Origin of the sequence: Epilithonimonas tenax DSM 16811 (assembly GCF_000428485.1) — a bacterium.
GTDB lineage: Bacteria > Bacteroidota > Bacteroidia > Flavobacteriales > Weeksellaceae > Epilithonimonas > Epilithonimonas tenax.
The window spans coordinates 22,113-43,980 of sequence record NZ_AUAA01000011.1; the positions used below are offsets into that span (position 1 = coordinate 22,113).

Consider the following 21,868-nt stretch of genomic DNA (forward strand, 5'->3'; position numbering starts at 1 on the left):
TTTCTGAAAAAGAATAATTATGTTCAAATCGCTTTTCCACTGGAAAGTATTACTTAATATCGTTTTAGCAATGGCGTTTTTCGCCGGTTTGGTTTGGCTTACATTCCGATGGTTGGAGTTTCATACCAATCACGGGGATGAAGTTCCTGTGCCCAATGTGATGAATATGAAAGTACACGATGCTATCAAAATTCTTGATGATTCCGGTTTGGAATACGAAGTTGATAGTTTTAAGTATGATCCCAAGTTCCGTCCTTTTCAGGTTTTGGCCGTTTTCCCATCGCCTGGAGCGAGTGTGAAAAGTGGAAGATCCATAGTTTTGAAAGTGAATCCCAGAACCTGGGCAAAAGTGGCCGTTCCTGATATTATTGACAGATACAAGGGCTTGGCTTTTAATCAATTAAATCTAGTTGGATTGAAAGTCGGTGATACCATTTTTGAGCCTAGTATTCAGAGAGATGCGGTTCTTAGAATCGTATACAACGGGACAAGTATCAAACCGGGAACACTGCTTCCTAAATTCTCTGTTGTTGATTTGGTTATTGGTTCCGGGCCTCTGAGAAATGTTTCTATTCCTAATGTAGTAGGAAGGACCGTGCAGGAAGCTAAGAAAATTATTGGGCAGGCTTTGTTCGAGGTCGGCATTGTAGATCACGAAGACGGAGGTAAGGATGAGTCCGATATTGTGTATTATCAAGATCCTGGCTTTGGGTCATTAAGAGATCAGGGAATGCAGATTGATCTTTGGGTCAGTAAAAAAACACCAGCCGAAATGCAGGGTAAAATACAGCAGCTGGACGATATGTACCGACCAAAGATCGACACAACATTAGCACCAATACAGTATAATGAAGTTCCCCCGCCTACAGTAGAGCAGAGACCGGCAGTTACAAAACCGCCAGTTTCTAATACGCCTTCAGCTTCCGGAACAACGCAGCCCAGCGCTGCCAAACCGAAAACGACAAGTGCACAACCTACTGCGACAAACAGTTCAACAGTAAAACAAACTGCGACACCACAATCTACAAAACCAGTAGATAAACCAAAGCCGAAAAAGGTGGTGATTGAATAAAAAAAACAAAAGGCTTCGACATCAGTTGAAGCCTTTTTAGAATTAGAATATGCTAGACGAGACCGAAGATTTCCTGGAAGAGGAATTAAGCAATGATGACCATTCTGCTGATGAAGAAAACAGTGGGTTGTACGAGCATGTGCATATTACGGTTGATAAAAAACAGGAACCACTTAGAATCGATAAATTTTTATTGATCTTTCGTCAGAATTCTTCCAGAAATAAGATTGCTCAAACCTGCAAAGCAGGCAATGTCATTGTCAACGGAAAACCTGTCAAACAAAATTACCGCGTGAAACCCGGTGACGAGGTGAGTGTGCTTCTTACCCATCCACCACGAGAAAATGTCATCATCCCACAAGATATCCCAATTAATATCGTTTATGAAGATAGCGATCTGATTATTGTGGACAAAGATCCGGGAATGGTAGTGCATCCGGGATTTGGAAATTGGGATAAGACTTTGGTAAATGCACTGGCTTTTCATTTTTCAAAAGATCCCAATTATAATTCTGATCTGGATAGAGTAGGTCTGGTTCACAGGATCGATAAAGATACATCCGGATTATTGGTCATTGCAAAAACAGAATATGCCTTAAGTTTTTTGGCAAAGCAGTTTTTTGACCGTACGACAAAAAGACTTTACTGGGCCTTTGTCTGGGGTAATGTAAAAGAGGATACCGGTACTGTCACCGGACACATCGGAAGGCATCCCAAAAACAGAATGCAGATGTACACTTATGAAGACGGAAGTCACGGGAAGCATGCTGTTACACATTACAAAGTTTTGGAAAGATTCCGTTATATGACCTGGATAGAGTGCAAACTGGAAACAGGAAGAACCCATCAGATCCGCGCGCATCTCAAACATATTGGTCACACTTTATTTAATGATGCACGCTATGAAGGTAATATCATCATGAGAGGAGTAGATCTTCCAAAATACAGAAAGTTTGTACAGAATGTTTTTGAAGTTCTGCCAAGACACGCATTGCACGCGCATACGTTGGGATTTATACACCCGACAACGAAGAAAGAAATGTACTTTGAAAGCCCAATGCCACAAGATATGCAGGATGCATCGGAACGTTGGAGAAAGTATTTAGATAATAACTAGAGTTTTATATATTTGTATTGTGAAGAAAAACTACTTTTTATATAAAATATGCATACTGCTTTTTGCAGTTTTTTCTGTGGGTTCAAAAGCTCAGGAAACCTTACCTTTCTACCAGCAATATCTGGTTGATGGCGATTTTTTGTTCAATCCTGCACTATTGGGGAAAACGGATGATGTGGTTTTAAATCTTAATTATCAGAAACAGTTTTCACAATTGAGTGAGTCTCCTAATGTACAATCTATTGGTTTACACGCTAATGTTTTTGACAGAGTTGGAGCGGGGATCGCTTTTTTCCGAGATCAGAATGGTCCTATCTCATCAAACGGATTGATGTTGGGTGCGTCTTATTTTATCCCGTTAAGTGATGAGGAAGGCCGTCAGGATCAATTTTCCTTTGGGGTTGGTACCAACCTCTATAATATGAATATCGATTATACCCAGATCAATGCAGCGCAAGAGGGTGACCAGGTTTTGGGAGAGAATACGAATGATATTTTTTTGGCCTACGTTAATTTAGGAGCTGCGGTTAAATACAGCAATTTCTTTGCGGGTGTTTCTGTGGTGGACATTCCGGTCAGTAATGATTTACCGATTGTTAATGGGATAGAACCTTCACCTACTAAGTTTTATCTTAATGCAGGATACGACTGGCACTTTACGGACGGTATATTTTTGACACCGTCTTTGATGATGAATCTGAACACCAATTCCGCAAGAATATTTGATTACAACATCATGGCAACGGCCTTTGGTGAGAAAAGTAATATTTCGGCAGGAATCAGTTTCAGAAGTGCAAAAAGCGCTGTTGGAAGCCAGAATCTGGGAATGTCACCCATCATAAAAGGACGTGTCGGCAACTTCACGTTTGGAGGTGTTTACAACTTCGGCGTTTCAGAACTGACGGAAAACTTCGGGAATAGTTTTATGTTGAGCATTGGTTTCAATATCGATAATTTTATCAATTCAAGAGGTTTCCGTTACAGATAATTTTCAGCTGTTTTGCGGCTTGTAGATTATCATTTGTCATTTATAATTTATCATTAATTGATATACCTTCACATTCCTTTCTGTAAACAAAAATGCAGCTACTGCAATTTTCATTTTTCAACTTCTTTCAGTCTGAAAGATGAGATGCTTTTGGCCATCAAAAAAGAAATAGGACTTAGGCATCACGAACTCGAAAAAAAAACGCTCAGATCACTCTACTTCGGTGGAGGAACACCTTCCGTTTTAAATGTTGATGAAATTAAGTCTCTGATAGACGAATTTCAAAAATATTTCAGTTTTGATGAAAATATAGAGATTACATTGGAATCTAATCCTGATGACCTTACTAAAAATTTCCTCAAAGAATTATCACAGACAGAGATCAACCGATTGTCCATAGGAACACAGAGTTTCTTTGACGAAGATCTGAAGCTGATGAACCGCGCGCACAATGCCTCTGAAGCAGACAGTTCTATCAAACGTGCGCAGGATTTTGGCCTGGAAAATATCAGCATCGATTTGATTTACGGTTCACCCACTTCCAATTTCGAAATCTGGAAAGAAAACCTAAACAGAACAATTGAGCTTCAGGTTCCACACGTTTCATCTTACGCTTTGACTGTTGAGCCCAAAACTGCTCTGGAAAAATGGATCCAGAATGGGAAAATTACACCTCCGGAAGAAGCCGAGCAGAATCAGGAATTCTACTATATGTCTGATTTTCTGAAACAAAGTGGATTCGACCATTACGAAATTTCTAATTTCGGAAAGCCCGGTTTTCATTCCAAACACAATTCCGCATATTGGCAATCTGAGCCTTATTTGGGAATAGGTCCTTCGGCACATTCTTACAACGGACATTTGGAAAGAAGCTGGAACATCGCCAACAATCCACTTTACATCAAAAATATCAATCAAAATATCCTGCCGAAAGAAACTGAAATCCTTTCCGAAAAAGACCGTTTCAATGAGATGGTGATGATCGGTCTAAGGACAATTTGGGGCGTCGATTTACATAAAATTAAGCAAAATTTTTCATCAGAAATAACCGATTATTTGAACCAAGAAATTAAAAATAAATTAGAATCAGGAATCTTGATCATAGAAAATAAGCACCTCTTAATCCCTGAAAAACATTGGTTTTTAGCAGATGGAATTGCGAGTGATTTATTTATGGTCTGAAAGTAAAACTTCTAATAAAATTCTTATTTTTGTCAGGCTAAATCTTTGCTGGGTTTTGACGTCTTTGCGAACTTAAAAACATCGTAATTATCAAGAAAACTCTGCGGACTTTGCGTTCAAAATAATAGATAAAAGAGTATATCTTGAAAAAGAAAAAAGCCGATTATTCTCATCTTTCAGCCAATCAGCCAATCGGGATTTTTGATTCCGGCGTTGGTGGTTTGACGGTTGCAAAGGAAATCAAAAGACTGCTTCCAAACGAAGATCTTATCTACTTTGGCGATACCAAACACCTTCCTTACGGCGAAAAATCCAGGGAAGCGATTGTGGGATATTCTACCAAGATCACCCAGTTTCTGTTAGAGAAAAACTGTAAAGCGATTGTGATTGCGTGCAACTCTGCGACGGCCAATGCCTTGCAGGAAGTTCAGGAACTGGTTGCAGACAAAGTTCCGGTGATAGATGTGATCAACCCGGTGGCAGAAAAAGTAGCGTACGAGATTCACAATAATGTGGGCGTGATTGCAACCAAAGCAACGGTCAATTCCGGACTTTATAAGAAATCTATCCGCAAGCATAATAAGTTTATCAAGGTAGATGAGTTGGCAACGCCGCTTCTGGTTCCTGCGATAGAAGAAGGTTTTAAAAATCATCCGATTACCCATTCTATTATTTATAATTACCTGAGCAATAGTAAACTAAAGAATATAGAGACCCTCATTCTGGGTTGCACGCATTATCCACTGTTGATAGACGAGATCAAACAATATTACGGAAACAGAGTCAGGGTAATAGACTCTCCGAATATTGTTGCCAATCAACTGAAAATGATTCTTGACAAACACCAGCTTCTGAACGAGGAAAATCACAAACCTGCTTACCAGTTTTGTCTTTCCGATATCACGAAGAATTTTGAAAAGATTTCTAAGAAATTCTTTGGCAAGTCAATAGATCTGGAACATATTATACTTTAAAAATTTTCTTTCCGGAAGATGTCTTTGATCAGATTGACCTCATTTTGGACAGGATTTTTCAGCCGTTCTCCAAAATAGAGAATGTTTTCTATCTTTTGGTTGCCTTCCCAAGCGATCTCTATGCCGCCATTTTCTATTTCGTCTTTACAGAGGAAATCAGGAACAACGGAAAATCCAGAATTTCCACTTAAACATCGGACAATTGAGCAAATATTAGGAACGATATAATTGGGTCGGAAATCCGGATGCCGGTAAAAATTTAGCTTCCAAAAATGATTTAAATGTTCCATGTCTGCCGCGGTACTGTACCAGATCTGCTGTTTCAGCCAGGCTTCCGCTTCTTCTATTTTTTGGTTTTTAAGCAATGTCGTCAGCTCAGAAGTATCTGTCCCGCTCCCGTTGATCAACACAATTTTTTCTTTGGAAAAGGTATCAAACTTCAGAGTCTTGATGTTGGCTTTTTTGGGCGTGATGATCAGATCTAAAAGTCCGCTGTCCAGGTCAGAAAACATCTGCTCGTACAATCCAAATCTAATAATCACATTGAAATCCAAAGTAGGAATATGCTTTTCTAAAGTAAACTGAAAAGTCTCAAAACACATCCCAATGCTCACTGTTACGCGTTCGGTTTTAGTAGTTTTGTGAAAGGTCTTTTCCGCAGCTTCCAGCTTCAGAAGAGGTTCCAGCGTGAAGTTGTAAAGGATTTTAGCTTTCTCCGTGGCGATCAGTTTTTTGGAAACTCTCTGGAACAAAGAATAACCAACATATGCTTCCAGTGAACCGATGTGAAGACTCACGCCGGGCTGAGAAATGTGTAATTCTCGTGCAGCTTTGGTGAAAGATTGCGTTTCGTAAACACTTTTAAAAGTTCTGAGCCATTCCAGATTGATCATTATCTCATTATATTTATAATACAAATGTATTATTTATATTATTTTTATAATTCATTTTTATGTCGGAAATTTGCTGTATCAATCATTTAAAAAATAAATTCATGAAAAATATATTGGTCATCAATGGCGGTCAGACCTTTGCACATTCAGGCGGAACCTTTAATACAACCATTACCAATTGGACTAAAGATGTTCTTGAAGATGAAAAATTTCACATTAGAATTACCAATGTCAATGATGATTTCGACGCAACCCAAGAAGCTGAGAACTTCAAATGGGCAGATATTGTCGTTTACCATTTTCCGGTTTGGTGGTTCCAGGTTCCGAACCGTTTGAAACTTTATATCGACGAGGTTTTTACAGCTGGTCACAACAACGGTATTTACAAAAGCGACGGACGTTCCCGGGTGAATCCTGAGATCAATTACGGAACAGGAGGACTGATGAACGGGAAATACTACTTCGTCACCACAAGTTGGAATGCACCGGAAACGGCTTTCACTTTGGAAGGCGAATTTTTCAATCAACATTCTGTCGATGAAGGCGTTTTATTCGGTTTTCACAGGATGAATGCGTTTACAGGAATGTCTCATTTGGGAAGTTTTCATTTCCACGATATGGAAAAAGCCGCAACACAAAAACGTATCGATTATTATGAAAAGGATTATAAGGATTATTTGAAATCAACGTTTCAAAATATTCAAATGGAAGCGTTTAGTTAATCTATAAAAATGTCAATTTATTTAACCGCTATTGCAAAATCAAAAAAAGAAACAACACAAGACCTGAAAGCCATGCTTGAAAATTCGGTTCCTGAATACCAGAAAAGAAAAAGCTTGAGAAAAATAGGACGACCTTTATCTGTCACGAGCTCCAGAAAAGCCGAGAAGGTCTTGATGCACATCATCAAAACGCTGCCATCAAAGAGTGTTGAAAAAAGCGCTTGCATCATTAGAGAAGTCTGTGAAGATTGATCTTGCAAAACCTGTTTTGTTTTAATCGAAAATGCCTCGGGATTTCCAAGGCATTTTTATATTTCTATATTTTCATTTATAGTCCAAATTTCTTAATAACTGTATTGATTTTCTGCTTCCATTCCGCCGGTTTTCCGGCATATCCAGCAGAAGCAATGGCGTTTAGCCATGCAGAATAATCCAAATTTCCTTTGAGTTTTTGATAGTATTTTTTTCGCGCAATCATCTCACAAAAAGCGCGAAAAGATGCCTTAGAACTTTCAAAACTTTTGAATTTGGAACTGTTCACGGTATTCTTCCCAACCATTCCAAAGTGATTGTTCAGTGTCTGCGCATGTTTGCTGTTGCCACCGCCAGTTTCTACATAAGCGATGGAAAGAATAATAGCGGACGGAATCCCAAATTCCTTGGAAAGGTCCGCCGCAACAGATCTGTATTGATTGATGTAAGAATTCTGGGCAGAGATTTTTAAGCTGAAAAATAAAATCATGAGGCTTAAAAATTTGATATTGAAATCCTTCATATTCATTTCAAATTTTATTCGGAAACAGGCAGCGCTTCAAAGAAAGAAAATTTAATATTTCCGTACTTTCTAGATTCTGTCATATTAGGATGAGCCAGTTTTAATCTGCTCTGGTGTTCTAATATAAAAATCCCATTTGGTTTCAGCAATTCGTTGGAGATGACCAGATCTATCATATTTAGATACTGTTTTTCATCTGTCTCAAAAGGTGCATCAGCAAAGATAATATCGTATTTTTTCTCGTGATTTTTCTTTCTTTTCAGCCAATCAAAAACATCAAAACGTTGGGTGTTTACCTGCAATCCCATTCCCAATTCCTGAGCTGTCGCATTGATGAATCCGGCGTGCTTTGGGTTCAGTTCTATTGCGGTAATATCTTGGCAGTCTCTGGATGCAAACTCCAAAGTGATAGAACCAATGCCTGCGAAAAGATCCAAAACAGAGCAGAATTCCAAATCAAAACGATGCTCGATGATGCTGAACAGCGCTTCCTTAGCAAAGTCTGTGGTTGGTCTTACTTCAAAGTTTTTTGGAGCCGCAATTTTCTTCGCTTTCCATTTCCCGGAGATGATTCTATACATAATTGATCGTTGATAAATGATAATCCCTAATTTCTTAGAGTTGAAATTGTTTTCTCGCTGATGTCGCAGATTCAGCAGATTTGTGCATCCCATCTGCAACATTTGCATCATCTGCGAGAGATTTAAAATATGGTTTGTCTTTAATTTAAAACAAAATTTTTCTTATGAAGGTTATCGAAAACGATTTTCAGATGGGGTACAAATTTCTGCATCTCCGAGATGAACGTTTCATTTTCCGTGGTTTCTCCATAAATGTAAAAGTAAGTTTCCGCAGTTCCGAAGTCTATCTTGCTCAAGCTGAACATAATAAAATAAAGAAAATCTACTTCCGAAGTCGCATCCAGATTATTATAGAGAACCAGTTTTTTATTCTCGATGGCAAAAAACTCCGCCTGATGATGATACAGATTCACGTGGATTTCCTTTCTGTTTTTCACAGTCAGTGTATTCAGAAATTTCTCACCAGAAAAATTAAAATGAACCGGAACTTCCAACTGTTTGATTTTCTGATAGTAATCTTTCGGAAAACTGTAATAAAACTGAACTCCAAATTTCTTATTCACAGACAACATCAGCTCCTCAGACTCTTTTTTGATGTCCGAATTGTAAGCAATGAGGTCATAGCCCAAATCGTGCTGCTCAAAACCTTCTTCCACCACAGAAAAATGATTGATGGCAGAGATCACAGCTATTTCAGAAAACTTTTCCGAAGCCAAGATTTCATCCAGTTTTTCCTTCACCAGATGCTCCGGCGTTTCCTCATTCTGCAGGTAGATCTTTTCTTCCAAAACCTTTTTGGATTTAGAAATCTGCCACTGCAAGCCATCTTTCGTAAAAAGTAAGGATAATTTCCTCATATTTTAATGTCAATAAAAAATTAATTTCGTGGGCAGCTATTCCGCCTTCCGTTCCCGCTTTTTTCTGTTTCGTTACCTTCGGCTACGCTCAGGCAACGAAACAGAAAAAGAGCTCCACTCAAGTCGGGCTGCGCTTCGCAAAGTTGAAGCTTTCCACATCCATTTCAGCACGATCATTCCGTAAGAAACCAAACGACAGCGACTGGACGTGATCCATATAAACCGTTGAGATTCCTACGGAATGACAAACTGAATGTGTAAATTACAACCCATAATCTAAGGTTTATTTTCTATCAGTCTATCCGTTCAAAGTCTCCCAAGATATTTGCAAAGTTAAAAAATTAAAACTTTAGGATTTCAAACTCGGCCAATTCTTACAGAATAGTTATCTTCGCAAGATAATTCGATTTATTCCCAGAATGCAAAAAATATCATCTTTCTTTTTAATATTCGCCATTCAGCTTGGTTTTTCACAGCAAAATATCAAGTTTGAAGATTCAGACTTTGCCACGCTTTTAACTAAAGCCAAAACCGAAAAAAAACTTATTTTTCTTGATGCTTACGCCGCCTGGTGTGGACCTTGTAAACTGATGGAGCGCAACGTCTTCACCGATGCAAATGTAGCAGAATATTACAATAAAAATTTTATCAACGCCCATTTTGATATGGAAAAAGGCGAAGGTCCTTCGCTGGCTGCAAAGTATGGTATCAGAAGTTATCCCACTTTGTTATTCCTCAATGGAGAAGGAGAAATTGTCGGAAAAGAATTAGGCTATCTCAAGACCGAAGATTTCTTGGCATTAGGAAAGAAAAACAACAAACCGGAATTGGTTAACACGAACTTGAAAGACGAATTTCTGAAAGGAAAATTAGACCAGCCTGCTTTACTTAATTTTATCAACCTTCACGCCAGCAAAGATCCAATCTTAGCAAAACAAGCCTCAGAAAGATATTTTTCAAACAAAAAGGATAAAACTTTTACCGGAGAAGAGGTGAATGCACTTCTTAATTTTACACAGTCTGTGGACGACGCCAATTATAAAGTTTTTACCTCCAACAAAGCTGCGATTGTAGAATTACTGACAGAAAAAAATTACGCCCAATTTGACAATTACCTGAAATTGATGAAAATCGTAACATCTGCTACAGATGACAAAACAAAAACGATCAACGATGCCAAGGTTTTGAAAGAAGGTGAAGGTTTGCTTCCAAAAGAAGATCTTGTCAAAAGCCTCAATATTTATAAACTGAATTATTACATCTCTCACGAGAATTATTCGGCTTACGAAAAAACAGCTTTGGCATATTACAAGAACCCAGATGATTTTAATGCTTCAGAATTACTGGCTGCAGCAGGTGTTTTTGCAGATCATGTGTCTACGGGAACAGCTTTGCAAAATGCAGCGAGATGGGCAGAGAAAGTGGTGATGTCTTCAGAGAATTTTGATTCTACAAGTATTTTGGCAACATTGTATGATAAATTAGGAAAAAAAGAGGAAGCAAAAATGTTCGCAGGAATGGCAGCAAACTTCGCAAAAGAAGAAAATAGAGATGCCGCAAAAATGAACGAAATCCTGAACAAAAAATAACGATGAAGAAATTATTAGCAGTTATATTAATCTGTCTTTCACTTTTTAGTTTTTCTCAAAAAAACGAAACTTATCTCAAAGCCAATGCTTTATTCTTGCCATTAGGAATGCTGAATGTAGGCGTAGAACACGGCTTTACAGAACATCTGACAGGGCAGGCAGACGTTTTTTTCTCACCTTGGAAATCTTTCGGCGGACACCAGGCTTTGTTTGCCATCGGAACTTTGGAAGGAAGATATTATTTTGATCAGGCCTTCAAACATTTTTACCTCGGCGCAAGCATTGGTTTTGGCGTGTACAATATTCAAAAATGGAATTATTGGAAAAGCGATATATACCAAGACAAAGAGGGTAAAATTACGCCTTACCGTTACGATCAGCTTTATCAAAAAGGATTTTCATATATGCTTGGTGTCACCGCAGGTTACCAGTTCCAGATTGGAAACCGTTGGAATATGGATGTGTTTTTAGGAATTGGCAACCAACAGGGTTTTTACAAAGGCTATGTCGAGTACTTACCGGCAACTCAGGAAAACAGATACGACCGTGTAGAAAACTGGGACAAGAGTGGGGAGATTGTACCTTTCAAAGGTGGTGTTATGATTTCATATCAATTGTAGAGATGAATTCGAGTCTAATAAAATACATACTAATTGGTGTCATTACATTTGTTATTATTTTTGTAATGAATTTCATCGGAAATGATGCACCGGATAAATTATCCCGAGCTTTGTTAACGGCCTCTGCTGCAGTCGTTGGTCTGGGAATTGGAATGTGGATCTACAGCAAAAGAGATCAGAACGATGAACGTAACAATTTTGATTAAACAGTAATTAAGGAGACCTTATGCAAATCGATTTAATTCCGGGCAAGAAAGTATATTTCGCTTCCGATCAGCACTTTGGCGTTCCGGATCTGCAGCAAAGCAGAATCCGCGAAGAAAAATTTATCCGCTGGCTGGATACGATCAAAAAAGATGCACAGGTGCTTTTTCTGATGGGTGATCTTTTTGACTTCTGGCACGAGTGGAAATATGTAGTGCCAAAAGGATATATCCGCGTTTTAGGAAAAATTGCGGAGCTGAAAGACTCTGGAATTGACATCTGTTTCTTCGTCGGTAATCACGATCTCTGGATGAAAAATTACTTCGAAGTAGAATTGGGAATTCCAGTCTATTTTGAAAAACAATACTACGAAATTGCAGATGAGAAATTCCTTTTAGCCCACGGAGACGGTCTAGGACCTGGTGACAAAGGCTACAAGAGGATGAAGAAAGTTTTCACAAATCCGCTAGCTCAGTGGGCTTTCCGATGGTTGCATCCAGATATTGCGATGAGAATTGCCAATTATATGTCTCAGAAAAATAAACTGATTTCCGGCATTGAAGACCAGAAGTTTCTGGGAGAAGACAAAGAATTTCTTATCCAATATTCAAAAGAAAAACTGAAAACCGAAGCTATCCAATATTTCGTCTTTGGACACCGCCATCTTCCTTTGATTTTTGACTTGGAAAAAGGCGCAAAATACATCAACCTTGGAGATTGGATCGTCTATTTCACTTACGGTGTGTATGACGGACAAGTATTCGAAGTGAAAAAATTCGAAGGTTAAATTTCAATATTTGATTTGAAAACAATGAAGCAGAATATTTTCGACATAGAAACAGAATCCCATTTCCAGGCAGCTTGTTTGGAAACTTTTCATTATCAGTATGACAATGTAGAGGTGTACAAAAAATTTGTTAATTACCTTAACATCAATCCCTCAACCATGACGCAGTTTTCTGATATTCCGTTTTTACCGATTGAGATGTTCAAGAATCATTTGGTTTTAGACAAAAATACAGTCGCGGATCATTATTTCCAAAGTTCCGGAACCACCCAGATGAACCGCTCCAAACATTACATCGCCGATTTTTCCCTGTACGAACAAAGTATTTATAACAGTTTTGCAGAATTTATAGGACAGCCGGAAGATTACATTTTCCTGGGACTGCTCCCCAATTATTCCGAAAATACCCATTCATCACTGATCTATATGGTCGATTTTCTGATCAAAAAGTCTGGAAAACAGGAAAACGGCTATTTCCTTTACAACCACCAGGATTTATTCAATTTGCTTCACACCTTGTCGAACAAGAAAGTCATCCTTTTTGGCGTTTCCTTCGCATTGTTAGATTTCATAGATTTCCTCAGCTCAACCTCGCAAACACTCCAACTCTCAAACACGCTCACCGTCATAGAAACAGGAGGGATGAAAGGCAGAAAGGAAGAAATGACAAAAGATGAACTGCTGACGATTTTCGCACAAGGCTTCAAAACCGAGAAGATCTATTCAGAATACTCTATGACAGAACTGCTTTCCCAAGCTTACTCTTTAGGAGAAAATATGTATAAAAGTCCCAAGTGGATGCGGATTCTCATCAGAAATACAGAAGATCCATTTTCCTACGTAGAAGAAGGAAGAACAGGCGCTATCAACATCATAGATCTCGCCAACAGACATTCCTGCTCGTTCATCGCAACGCAGGATCTCGGTCGTCTGGAAAACGGCCAATTTCATGTATTGGGAAGGATAGACCACTCGGACATCCGCGGTTGCAGTCTTTTGGTATCGTAAATATTAAAAACAGTAAAAATTATGGCAGCTTTATCCGCCTTCCACTCCCAATCTTTTTTTGCCAAGGCTTTTTCCAATACAAAAAAAAGGATTTCCGTTCAAGTCGGGCTGCGGGCTTTGGTAATCAATTCACATTTGGCCATCAGAAGATCATCTCCTTTTTCACTCCTTTTTTTGCTTTGCTTTTCATTGGGCAATGCTCAAAAACACATAACCCGCAAAACAGCACAGACAATAGAACCATCACCATTATACAAGCCGCATCTTTTAGCGTCGCAGAATTTTGGAATTGATCTATTAGAAACCACAAAGTCAGTCGATAGGTACGTTGCGAAAGGAAAATTTGTGAAAGTAAAAAAGAAATCCCGTGGCTACCGTTTGCAGACGTTGGAATACAGCCGTCCCTATCTGGTGAAGAAAGCCAGGACTACCTTGGAGCATATGGCAAACAAATTCGCTACAGAAACCAAAAGTTTTTTCGTGGTTTCCTCTGTCACAAGAACGTTGGAAGACCAGTTCAGATTACGAAAAGTCAATTCCAATGCATCATTAGGGATTAGTTCCCACAATTACGGGAACTCCTTTGATATTTCATATGTCCGCTTTAATCATCAACTGCAGGTCAATACCAAATTGGAACGCCAACTGGAACAAGTCCTGACCTATTACAAAAACTTAGGACGGATCTTTTATATCAAAGAAAAACAACAAAGCTGTTACCACGTTACAGTCCGCAAATATTAGATCCATTAACAATGCTTAAAATAGAAGAACTCGTCCATTCCTTCCTTACTACCAATTGCGATTTTGATAAAGAACTGATTTTGACCAATTTTTTCCACTCAGACTGGGAAGCGGATATTCTGTTGATCAGTGCCGAAGGTTTCAGCCACGAAATTGAAATTAAACTCTCAAAATCTGACTTTAAAAACGATTTCAAAAAAAAATACACCAATCAGAAAACCGGAGAAAAATTCCTGAAACACGATAAGATTGGCTGTGGCGATTACATCTGCAATGCATTCAGTTTTCTTTTGCCAATGGGAATGCTAGACCATCAAGATATTCCGGAACATTGTGGCATTATAGAGTTTTATCACAACGAAGACAACTGGGAAACCGAGTTCTACAAAATCCGCGAGCCCAAGATGATCCACCAGGATTCTTACTGGAAACTCTGCGACAAAGACCATTTTATGAGAAATATTGCCAGAAGTTTACTTTTCAAAAAGTTTGAATTGAAAGGGAAAAAAGAAGAACTGATATTCAAAAATTTCTTCGAAGTGAAAAACAAAAAATAAATCCTGTCATAATTTTTGACAGGATTTTAAATTTATTAATGAAGTTAATCTTATGCAATTTCTTTTTTCTCAATCAATAGATTATACACAGATGCGGCAAAAACGCCACCCAATACAGGAGCCGCAATGAATAGCCAGATCTGAGAAAGAGCTTCTCCGCCTGCAAAAATTGCCGGACCAATACTTCTCGCAGGATTCACAGAAACACCCGTGATTTTGATTCCAACAATATGGATCAAAACCAAGGACAGTCCAATGGCCAAACCTGCAAAACCGCCATGGATATTCTTGGTAGAAGTAGATCCCAAGATCACCAGCAGAAAGATAAATGTGAAGACAAACTCAGCCACAAAAGCAGCTAACGTGTTATACTGATCCAGATAGCCAGTTCCCCAGCCGTTAGATCCCAACGCCCAAGGTTTCATCTCTGCACCGGGATGATTGGTGAAAATAACGTAAAGGATTCCGGCGCCGATAATTGCTCCAAGGATTTGAGCAACAATGTAATAGACGGCTTCTCCGATTTTCATTCTGCCGGCAGCCACCATGGCAATAGAAATAGCCGGATTGATGTGACAGCCTGATATATGACCGATGGCGTAGGCCATTGCCACGACGCTAAGCCCGAAAGCAAAAGAAATTCCCAGGAGACCAACGCCTGTTGTTCCGTCAGCTCCTGCAATGACTGCACTTCCGCAGCCCATTAATACAAGAACCATAGTGCCGATCATTTCGGCAACAAATTTTGAAGTTGTAGATACCATTTGTAATGTTTTTGATAGTTTATTGTAGCAAATGTAATAATTTTTTCAATTGATTGTGATCTACTGGAAAAATTTTTTAAATGCTGACAAAATTTCTGATATTTCTATCTGGTCATCAGTGGTTTGTTTTTTGAATTAAACATTTGTATAAATCATAAAATATGTCAATCAAATATTCAATTCTAGACCTTGCGACCATTGTCAAAGGCGATGATATCCATAACACTTTTCAGAAATCTGTACAATCTGCGCAGCAGGCAGAGAAATTAGGTTTCACGAGGTATTGGTTCTCAGAGCATCATAATTTCCCGAATGTTGCAAGTGCAGCCACTTCTATCCTCATTGGTCACGTAGCAGGTGAAACGAAGAGCTTGAGAGTTGGCTCCGGCGGTATGATGCTGCCCAATCATTCCACTTTATCTGTTGCGGAACAGTTTGGTACGCTTGACGGTTTGTATCCGGGAAGGATAGACCTTGGTTTGGGTAGAGCGCCCGGAACGGATATGTTGACTGCTACTGCTTTGCGGGGAGCCAACTTCAATCCTGCCTATAACTTTGAGTTCCATATCAAAGAACTGCAAAAATATATGTCCAATGCCAATGCGGAAGTGAAAGTAAGAGCGATTCCCGGAGAAGGTGCAGATGTTCCTATTTATATTTTGGGAAGTTCCACAGATTCGGCTTTTTTGGCGGCCAAATTAGGATTGCCTTATGCCTTTGCAGCGCATTTTGCACCGTCGCAGCTGGAAGTTGCTTTGGAGATCTACAGAGAACATTTTCAGCCTTCCGAGTTTTGGCATGAGCCATACGTGATGGTTTGTATCAACGTCATTGCAGCAGATTCTGTGGATCAGGCACATTACTTGTCAACATCACATTTTCAGGCTTTTGTCAATATCTTGACAGATCAAAGACAGCCGCTTTTGCCACCAGATGAGACAGATCTAGCGAATATGTCGGACGAGGTTTCTCTCCATCTTAACAGGATGGCCGCGAAAACTTTTGTAGGCGACAAAGAAACGCTGAAACAAAAACTATCAAAGTTTGTGAAAGATTTCCGACCAAATGAGATCATCGTTTCCGGAAACATTTATGACTTCCAAGCCAAGCAAAAATCTTACGCCATTGCGGCAGAAGTGATCAAGTCGTTATAAAGTATATTTTTTTTAGCAGCTTTTTTCCGCCCTCCACTTCCAATCTTTTTTGCCAAGGCTTTTCCCTACGCAAAAAAGGATTTCCGTTCAGGTCGGGCTGCGGTGATGTGAAACCAATAGTACGTCAAATGATAAAGCACAAACTCAGGTTTGTGCTTTCTTGTTTTTTTATTTTAAGACATCAAATGCTATGGTGCTTCCGCTGGAGATCCTGATTTCAGCCTTTTCATAATCATCCTTCGTCGCTTTGTATGGGTTTTCCAAGAATTTCTGAGGATTAATAGCCATCAGTGGGAACCAGGTGCTCTGAACCTGAATCTGAATCTTGTGTCCTTTTTTGAAAGTGTGGAACACATCCTGAAGTTTTACATCGACTGTTGCGCTTTTGTTGGGAATCAGCGGTTCTGGTTTCTCAAAACTATTTCGGAATCTCGCAGGCATTATTTCGCTTCTTACCATCTGATGGTAGTTGGCATAGACTACGTTGGGCTTATCTGCATTTGATTTTTCGTCTGCCGGATAGATGTCTATCAATTTCACGATAAAGTCTGCGTCGCTAGAAGAAGAAACGATCTTTAATTTGGATATGATTTCTCCAGCCAGAGTCATATCATTTTCAAGAATATCTGTGGTGAATGTGACAACATCTGGTCTGTAGCTTGCAAAACGTTGATCTTCGCTCATATAATTCCTCGGAGTGAAGCCATTCATATCTTTATAATTCTCACTGCTTAATACGGGTTTGTTCGGATCCGAGATATAAGATGCAAAGGTTTTCGGATTTTCACCTATCGCCGAAAGAGTACCGGAACTGTTCAGATAGAACGTTTGCTGGACCACTTTTTTTGGCGGCCAGTTTTCAAATTGTGACCACTGTTTCTTTCCCGTATCAAACATATAAGCTTCCGGGAGTTTGGCAGTAGTTTTAGCATCTTCTTTCAAGTAGTGGTGAAAGAAAGGCTGCTCGATATTTTTCTGGTAATAGGTGGCTATGCTGTCTCCGAAGTAGATGTCATTATGGTAATGTTTTCCTGTATCATAGTTCCATCCGCCGTGGGAAAATGGACCCATTACGATCGTGTTTTTCGCTTTCGGGCTGGATTTTTCTATGGTTTTGTAAATTTCCAAAGGACCTCGCAGATCTTCGGCATCAAACCAGCCACCAACGGTCATTACCGCCTGGGTGATGTTTTTAAGATGTGGGATAAGGTTTCTTTTTTGCCAGTAACCATCATAGTTTGGATGATCTACGATTTCTTGCATAAAGAAGTTGTCTTTGTAATATTGGTCAACGCCATCCTTCAGCGTTCCCATATTTTTGTAGAAAAGATAGCCATCATCTGAAGTTGGTTTTATCATTTTATCAGCAAACCAAGATTCTTTTTCCGGCTTGCTTTTGCTAACGCCGAAGACTGGAAACGTTTTGAAATAACCCATCAGAAAAGCGCCATTGTGGTGGAAGTCGTCATACCAAAAATCGGAGATCGGCGCTTGGGGAGACGATGCTACCAAAGCGGGATGATTGGATAGGGTGCCTACTGCTGTATAGAACCCAGGATAAGAAGTGCCGTATTGTCCCACTTTTCCGCTGTTGTTCTGTACATTTTTTACCAGCCAATCTACGGTATCGTAAGTATCTGTACTTTCGTCCACATCTTTTTTGGTTTTGTGATCTACTTGGGGTGTCATATTGGTGAAGGTGCCTTCACTCATATATCTGCCGCGGACATCCTGAAAAACGAAGATGTATTTTTCTTTTTCAATGAATTTGTTGGGGCTTAGTTTTTTTCTGAAAACAGTTTCTCCATAGGGCGCAATGCTGTAACAGGTTCTGTTCATAATGAACGGGTATCTGTTGCTTTTGGAAATATCTTTTGGCGTGTAGATAATGGTGAACAGTTTTGTCCCATCTCGCATAGGGATGTAAACTTCTTTTTTGGTGTAGTTTTCTTCGACCGCGTTTGCTTGTGCAAAAGTGAAGGTGGCTGTCATAAAACAGAAAAAAAGGACTAGTCTCTTCATTGAATTAAAAATTTGATTAAAGTTAGGTTTTTTGACGGAATTGAAAATGCCCATTTACTGAAAATTTTAATGGAGGTTAGAAATCGTGAATTTCGCGAAGCGCGCCCCGAGCTGAGTGGAGCTCTTTTTCTGTGATTGCGTTTGTCAAAAAATGCTGTGGATGACAAGAACTCTGCCGCAATGACAGAAAAAAGCGGGAACGGAGCGCGGATGAAGGCGCCCAAATTGTCATAAAAAAAACCTGATTCATATAGAGTCAGGTTTTATATTTTATTTTTATGGGATGCTTACAATCCAAATAGTCTTGCAAACAGATCTGGGACAATGCCCATAGATACCAAAGCTATAACGATGGATACAGAGACGATTTTGTAAGTGATACTTGCTCTCTCTGTATTTTGGAAGTGGTCTTCTTTGTAGAAAAACATGGCGATGATGAGTTTCAAATAGTAAGCGATACTCAATGCGGAACCTAGAACGGCGATTAAAACCAAAAATTCTGAATGTCCGCTGATCACCTGATTGAAAATTCCTAGTTTTCCGATGAAACCAGCTGTCAAAGGAATACCAGCCATTGATAACATAGAAACTGTGGAGACTACTGCCAGGACTGGTTCTTTTTTACCTAATCCGTTGAATGCTGTAAAAGATGTTTCTTTTTTGATCTTCTCTACCCAAATCAAACTGATGAATACGCCAACGGTTGCCAATGAGTAAGCGAATAAATAATATCCTAAAATGTAAGTAGAGAAATTATTGATCCCAAAAAATATCAAAGCGATGTACCCGGCATGGGAAACGGAAGAGTAGGCGAGCATCCTTTTCGCATTGGTCTGTACCAATCCCATCACGTTGGCCAACAGTAAAGTCAAAATGATGAATACGCCCAAAACATTGATCCAATCGCCGGCAATACCGTTGAAGGCAATCGTCATCAATTTGAACAGTGCAAAGAATCCTGAGATCTTAACCACGGATGCCATAAAAGCGGTAATCAATGAAGGGGAACCTTGATAAACATCCGGACTCCACATATGGAACGGTGCCAATGACACTTTGAATGCCAATGCGCACAGCATCAGTATAGCGCCCATAATCAGCATTAGATTCTTTGGATTGTTGATGGCGAAGTCGTGGATCGTGTAAAGGTCAAAACTGCCTGTGCTACCATACACCAATGCCACTCCGAATAATAAGAATCCCGTTGCAAAGGCGCCCAGAAGGAAATATTTCATAGATGCCTCTGTGGAACGCAAATCTGTCTTGTCTGCTCCTGCCATCACATATAAGGGAATGGATAGGATTTCGATTCCTAAGAATAAGGTGACAAGGTTTTGGAATCCGAATAGGACGACGCCGCCACAAAGTGCAAAAAGCATCAAGGCGTATAATTCTGACTGGTGGCTCCTGTGGTTGCTGAATGCAAAGCCGCCCAAAAAGAATATGAGTAAAGTGACAACGACTGCAATCTTGGTGAAGAGAGCAGCATTGTTCCCGTATTCATACATCGATCTGTACTGAGCGAAAAATTCGCATTCCGGAAGAAAACTGATATATAAACCAATCATCAATCCTGCGATCCCAATATATCTTGCGTATTTTCCTTTCTCGAAAACACCCGAGAATAATACAAGAATTGCTGTAAGGAATAAAACTATTAAAACACTCATTTCTTTTATTTGTTTCGTCGGAACTCGGAAATCCGATGTCCGTTTTGAATTTGATTATTTATTTTAATTTAATATCTCAATCAGGATATTATTAATTGATCATTGATGAGTAGATAAATCTCACGGAGCTCGTTACCATTTCTATAACCGGCTGCGGATATACACCCAAAGCTAGTACAAATACTGCTAAACTTGACAGTACTGAAAACTCGACAGTGCTAAGGTCTTTCGTGGTTGCAAGAACAGCGTCGTCACCTTTTCCAAACATTGCTTTTCCGTAAAATCTCAGCATATAAGCTGCAGCAAGGATTAATGTTAATCCACCCATTACAGACATGATAAAGTTATAATCATAAACAGATTTTAGTAAGATGAATTCTCCTATGAATCCGTTGGTCAGTGGAACTCCTGTTGCACCCAATAAGATGATCATAAACAAGATGGCAAACTTAGGAGCGACTTTCGCCAAACCACCCATTTTTCTAATGTCTCTGGTTTTGAATCTTTTATAAAGAATATCTGCACAGTAGAATAGGCCTACCACGTTGATCCCATGAGCAAAACTTTGGATCATGGCGCCTTGTCCTCCTTCAAAAGTCAAACCTGTTCTCATTGTAACGACTGCGGAGGAAAAAATACCAGCGACTATGAGTCCAACGTGGGAAAGAGATGAAAAAGCGATCAATCGTTTGCTGTCTGTAGAGATCATTGCGATCAAAGCACCATAGATGATGCCTATGACAGAAAGTATGATTACGATTTCTCCGGAAATCCCGCCAATGGCTAATGGTGTGATTGGTAACAGATATCTCAAAACGCCGTAAACAGCCATCTTCAGCATAATGCCTGATAGCAGCATCGATCCTTGCGTAGGAGAGTAGGTGTAAGTATCTGGCTGCCAAGTATGAAAAGGGAAGACTGGCAACTTGACTGCGAAAGCAAAGAAGATAAACCAGAAGATCACATTCTGCTCGTTGATATTAAGGTCTGCATTATACAGATCTGTCAAAGCAAAAGATGCTGCGTGGTTGTAAACATAGATCAAACCGATCAACATAAACAACGATCCCACGAAGGTATAAACAAAGAATTTCGTCGTGAATTTGATTCTCTTATCTTCCTGTCCCCAGATTCCTGCAATGAGCCAGATTGGAATTAATGTGACTTCCCAGAAGATGTAGAATAACAGGCCATCCAAGGAAGTGAAAACACCCAACAATCCGAATTGCATTAATAAAATCAGTGCGTAGAAAGAAGCAGGATAACCTTTTGCTTCATTGTAAGAAGACAAAACGATTAGTGGAACCAAGATGTTCGTTAATAAAACCATCAGCATACTCATTCCATCAACCCCGAAATTCAGACTACTTTTGATGTAGCTGGACCAAGGATAAGTGATTTCGTATTGCAATGGCGCATCAACAGTCGGATTGAAATCGAAATTCCCCAACATATAAAATGCTAAAAACATCTGTGCAAGAGCAAAAGCCAAAGCAACATATTTACTGGAAGCATTTTTCCAGAAAAAGAGCAAACCCGAACCTACAAGAGGTAACAGTAATAATGTTAATAGTAAATAAGACATTAT

The 21,868-nt window shown here is 39.4% G+C and carries 23 protein-coding genes; 15 read left to right on the forward strand and 8 right to left on the reverse strand.

From position 1 onward, the window contains the following. Positions 1-19 precede the first annotated feature (19 nt). The 5 genes from F564_RS0107285 (at position 20) to murI (ending at position 5,333) form a co-directional block, all read left to right on the forward strand. Positions 20-1,072, forward strand: a complete 1,053-nt coding sequence (locus tag F564_RS0107285; protein ID WP_028122046.1) for a PASTA domain-containing protein — start codon at positions 20-22, stop codon at positions 1,070-1,072. 49 nt (positions 1,073-1,121) lie between these two features. Continuing rightward, positions 1,122-2,189: an RluA family pseudouridine synthase gene (locus F564_RS0107290; protein WP_028122047.1), complete on the forward strand. Its 1,068-nt coding sequence runs from the start codon at positions 1,122-1,124 to the stop codon at positions 2,187-2,189. Positions 2,190-2,208: 19 nt separating this feature from the next. Continuing rightward, the gene (locus F564_RS0107295) at positions 2,209-3,177 is read left to right on the forward strand and encodes a PorP/SprF family type IX secretion system membrane protein (RefSeq protein WP_028122048.1); all 969 of its coding nucleotides are present in this window, start codon (positions 2,209-2,211) and stop codon (positions 3,175-3,177) included. Between the two features lie 72 nt (positions 3,178-3,249). Then, positions 3,250-4,359 carry a radical SAM family heme chaperone HemW gene (gene hemW / locus F564_RS0107300; protein ID WP_228373876.1) on the forward strand — a complete coding sequence of 370 codons (1,110 nt, stop codon included), beginning with the start codon at positions 3,250-3,252 and terminating at the stop codon, positions 4,357-4,359. A 143-nt stretch (positions 4,360-4,502) separates the two neighbouring features. Then, the gene (gene murI, locus F564_RS0107305) at positions 4,503-5,333 is read left to right on the forward strand and encodes a glutamate racemase (RefSeq protein WP_028122050.1); all 831 of its coding nucleotides are present in this window, start codon (positions 4,503-4,505) and stop codon (positions 5,331-5,333) included. Here the strand turns inward: murI and F564_RS0107310 are convergent. After that, positions 5,330-6,226 carry a LysR family transcriptional regulator gene (locus F564_RS0107310; protein ID WP_028122051.1) on the reverse strand — a complete coding sequence of 299 codons (897 nt, stop codon included), beginning with the start codon at positions 6,224-6,226 and terminating at the stop codon, positions 5,330-5,332. The two genes, murI and F564_RS0107310, sit on opposite strands and share 4 nt — an antisense overlap. 101 nt (positions 6,227-6,327) lie before the next feature. Here F564_RS0107310 and F564_RS0107315 point away from each other — a divergent pair, with 101 nt between their 5' ends. Continuing rightward, the gene (locus F564_RS0107315; protein WP_028122052.1) at positions 6,328-6,948 is read left to right on the forward strand and encodes an NAD(P)H-dependent oxidoreductase; all 621 of its coding nucleotides are present in this window, start codon (positions 6,328-6,330) and stop codon (positions 6,946-6,948) included. A 9-nt stretch (positions 6,949-6,957) separates the two neighbouring features. Continuing rightward, the gene (locus F564_RS0107320; RefSeq protein WP_028122053.1) at positions 6,958-7,200 is read left to right on the forward strand and encodes a hypothetical protein; all 243 of its coding nucleotides are present in this window, start codon (positions 6,958-6,960) and stop codon (positions 7,198-7,200) included. A gap of 76 nt (positions 7,201-7,276) precedes the next feature. Here the strand turns inward: F564_RS0107320 and F564_RS0107325 are convergent, their stop codons facing one another. From F564_RS0107325 to F564_RS0107335, 3 genes are all read right to left on the reverse strand, one after another. Further along, a complete protein-coding gene (locus F564_RS0107325; RefSeq protein ID WP_228373874.1) occupies positions 7,277-7,690 on the reverse strand; it encodes a glucosaminidase domain-containing protein in 414 nt (137 codons plus the stop codon). A gap of 47 nt (positions 7,691-7,737) precedes the next feature. Next, positions 7,738-8,304, reverse strand: coding sequence for an RsmD family RNA methyltransferase (locus F564_RS0107330; RefSeq protein ID WP_028122055.1), 567 nt, complete (start codon positions 8,302-8,304; stop codon positions 7,738-7,740). Positions 8,305-8,444: 140 nt separating this feature from the next. Next, the gene (locus F564_RS0107335) at positions 8,445-9,161 is read right to left on the reverse strand and encodes a DUF3822 family protein (protein ID WP_028122056.1); all 717 of its coding nucleotides are present in this window, start codon (positions 9,159-9,161) and stop codon (positions 8,445-8,447) included. A gap of 419 nt (positions 9,162-9,580) precedes the next feature. On the opposite strand from F564_RS0107335, the gene F564_RS0107340 reads away from it, so the two are divergent. The 7 genes from F564_RS0107340 to F564_RS0107370 are packed head-to-tail and all read left to right on the forward strand — an operon-like array spanning position 9,581 to position 14,670. Then, on the forward strand, positions 9,581-10,750 hold the full coding sequence (locus tag F564_RS0107340; protein ID WP_028122057.1) for a thioredoxin family protein: 1,170 nt from the start codon (positions 9,581-9,583) through the stop codon (positions 10,748-10,750). 2 nt (positions 10,751-10,752) lie between these two features. After that, positions 10,753-11,370, forward strand: a complete 618-nt coding sequence (locus F564_RS0107345; protein WP_028122058.1) for a DUF3575 domain-containing protein — start codon at positions 10,753-10,755, stop codon at positions 11,368-11,370. Positions 11,371-11,372: 2 nt separating this feature from the next. Continuing rightward, a complete protein-coding gene (locus F564_RS0107350; protein WP_028122059.1) occupies positions 11,373-11,576 on the forward strand; it encodes a hypothetical protein in 204 nt (67 codons plus the stop codon). Positions 11,577-11,596: 20 nt separating this feature from the next. Continuing rightward, positions 11,597-12,361 (forward strand): UDP-2,3-diacylglucosamine diphosphatase, encoded by a 765-nt coding sequence (locus F564_RS0107355; protein ID WP_028122060.1) that lies wholly within the window; start codon positions 11,597-11,599, stop codon positions 12,359-12,361. A gap of 24 nt (positions 12,362-12,385) precedes the next feature. Beyond that, positions 12,386-13,369 (forward strand): LuxE/PaaK family acyltransferase, encoded by a 984-nt coding sequence (locus tag F564_RS0107360; RefSeq protein ID WP_028122061.1) that lies wholly within the window; start codon positions 12,386-12,388, stop codon positions 13,367-13,369. A gap of 21 nt (positions 13,370-13,390) precedes the next feature. After that, positions 13,391-14,113 carry a DUF5715 family protein gene (locus F564_RS0107365; protein WP_228373875.1) on the forward strand — a complete coding sequence of 241 codons (723 nt, stop codon included), beginning with the start codon at positions 13,391-13,393 and terminating at the stop codon, positions 14,111-14,113. A gap of 11 nt (positions 14,114-14,124) precedes the next feature. Continuing rightward, complete coding sequence (locus F564_RS0107370) at positions 14,125-14,670, forward strand: hypothetical protein (protein ID WP_028122063.1); 546 nt, start codon at positions 14,125-14,127, stop codon at positions 14,668-14,670. Positions 14,671-14,720: 50 nt separating this feature from the next. Here F564_RS0107370 and aqpZ read toward each other — a convergent pair whose 3' ends face one another. Then, complete coding sequence (aqpZ, locus tag F564_RS0107375; RefSeq protein WP_028122064.1) at positions 14,721-15,434, reverse strand: aquaporin Z; 714 nt, start codon at positions 15,432-15,434, stop codon at positions 14,721-14,723. A 161-nt stretch (positions 15,435-15,595) separates the two neighbouring features. Between aqpZ and F564_RS0107380 the strand changes: the two genes are divergently transcribed. Then, the gene (locus tag F564_RS0107380; RefSeq protein ID WP_034981047.1) at positions 15,596-16,588 is read left to right on the forward strand and encodes an LLM class flavin-dependent oxidoreductase; all 993 of its coding nucleotides are present in this window, start codon (positions 15,596-15,598) and stop codon (positions 16,586-16,588) included. 168 nt (positions 16,589-16,756) lie between these two features. Here the strand turns inward: F564_RS0107380 and F564_RS0107385 are convergent, their stop codons facing one another. From F564_RS0107385 to F564_RS0107395, 3 genes are all read right to left on the reverse strand, one after another. After that, on the reverse strand, positions 16,757-18,610 hold the full coding sequence (locus tag F564_RS0107385; RefSeq protein WP_028122066.1) for a CocE/NonD family hydrolase: 1,854 nt from the start codon (positions 18,608-18,610) through the stop codon (positions 16,757-16,759). 287 nt (positions 18,611-18,897) lie between these two features. Next, a complete protein-coding gene (locus tag F564_RS0107390) occupies positions 18,898-20,280 on the reverse strand; it encodes an NADH-quinone oxidoreductase subunit N (protein ID WP_028122067.1) in 1,383 nt (460 codons plus the stop codon). A gap of 91 nt (positions 20,281-20,371) precedes the next feature. Further along, positions 20,372-21,865 carry a complex I subunit 4 family protein gene (locus F564_RS0107395; protein WP_028122068.1) on the reverse strand — a complete coding sequence of 498 codons (1,494 nt, stop codon included), beginning with the start codon at positions 21,863-21,865 and terminating at the stop codon, positions 20,372-20,374. Positions 21,866-21,868 lie beyond the last annotated feature (3 nt).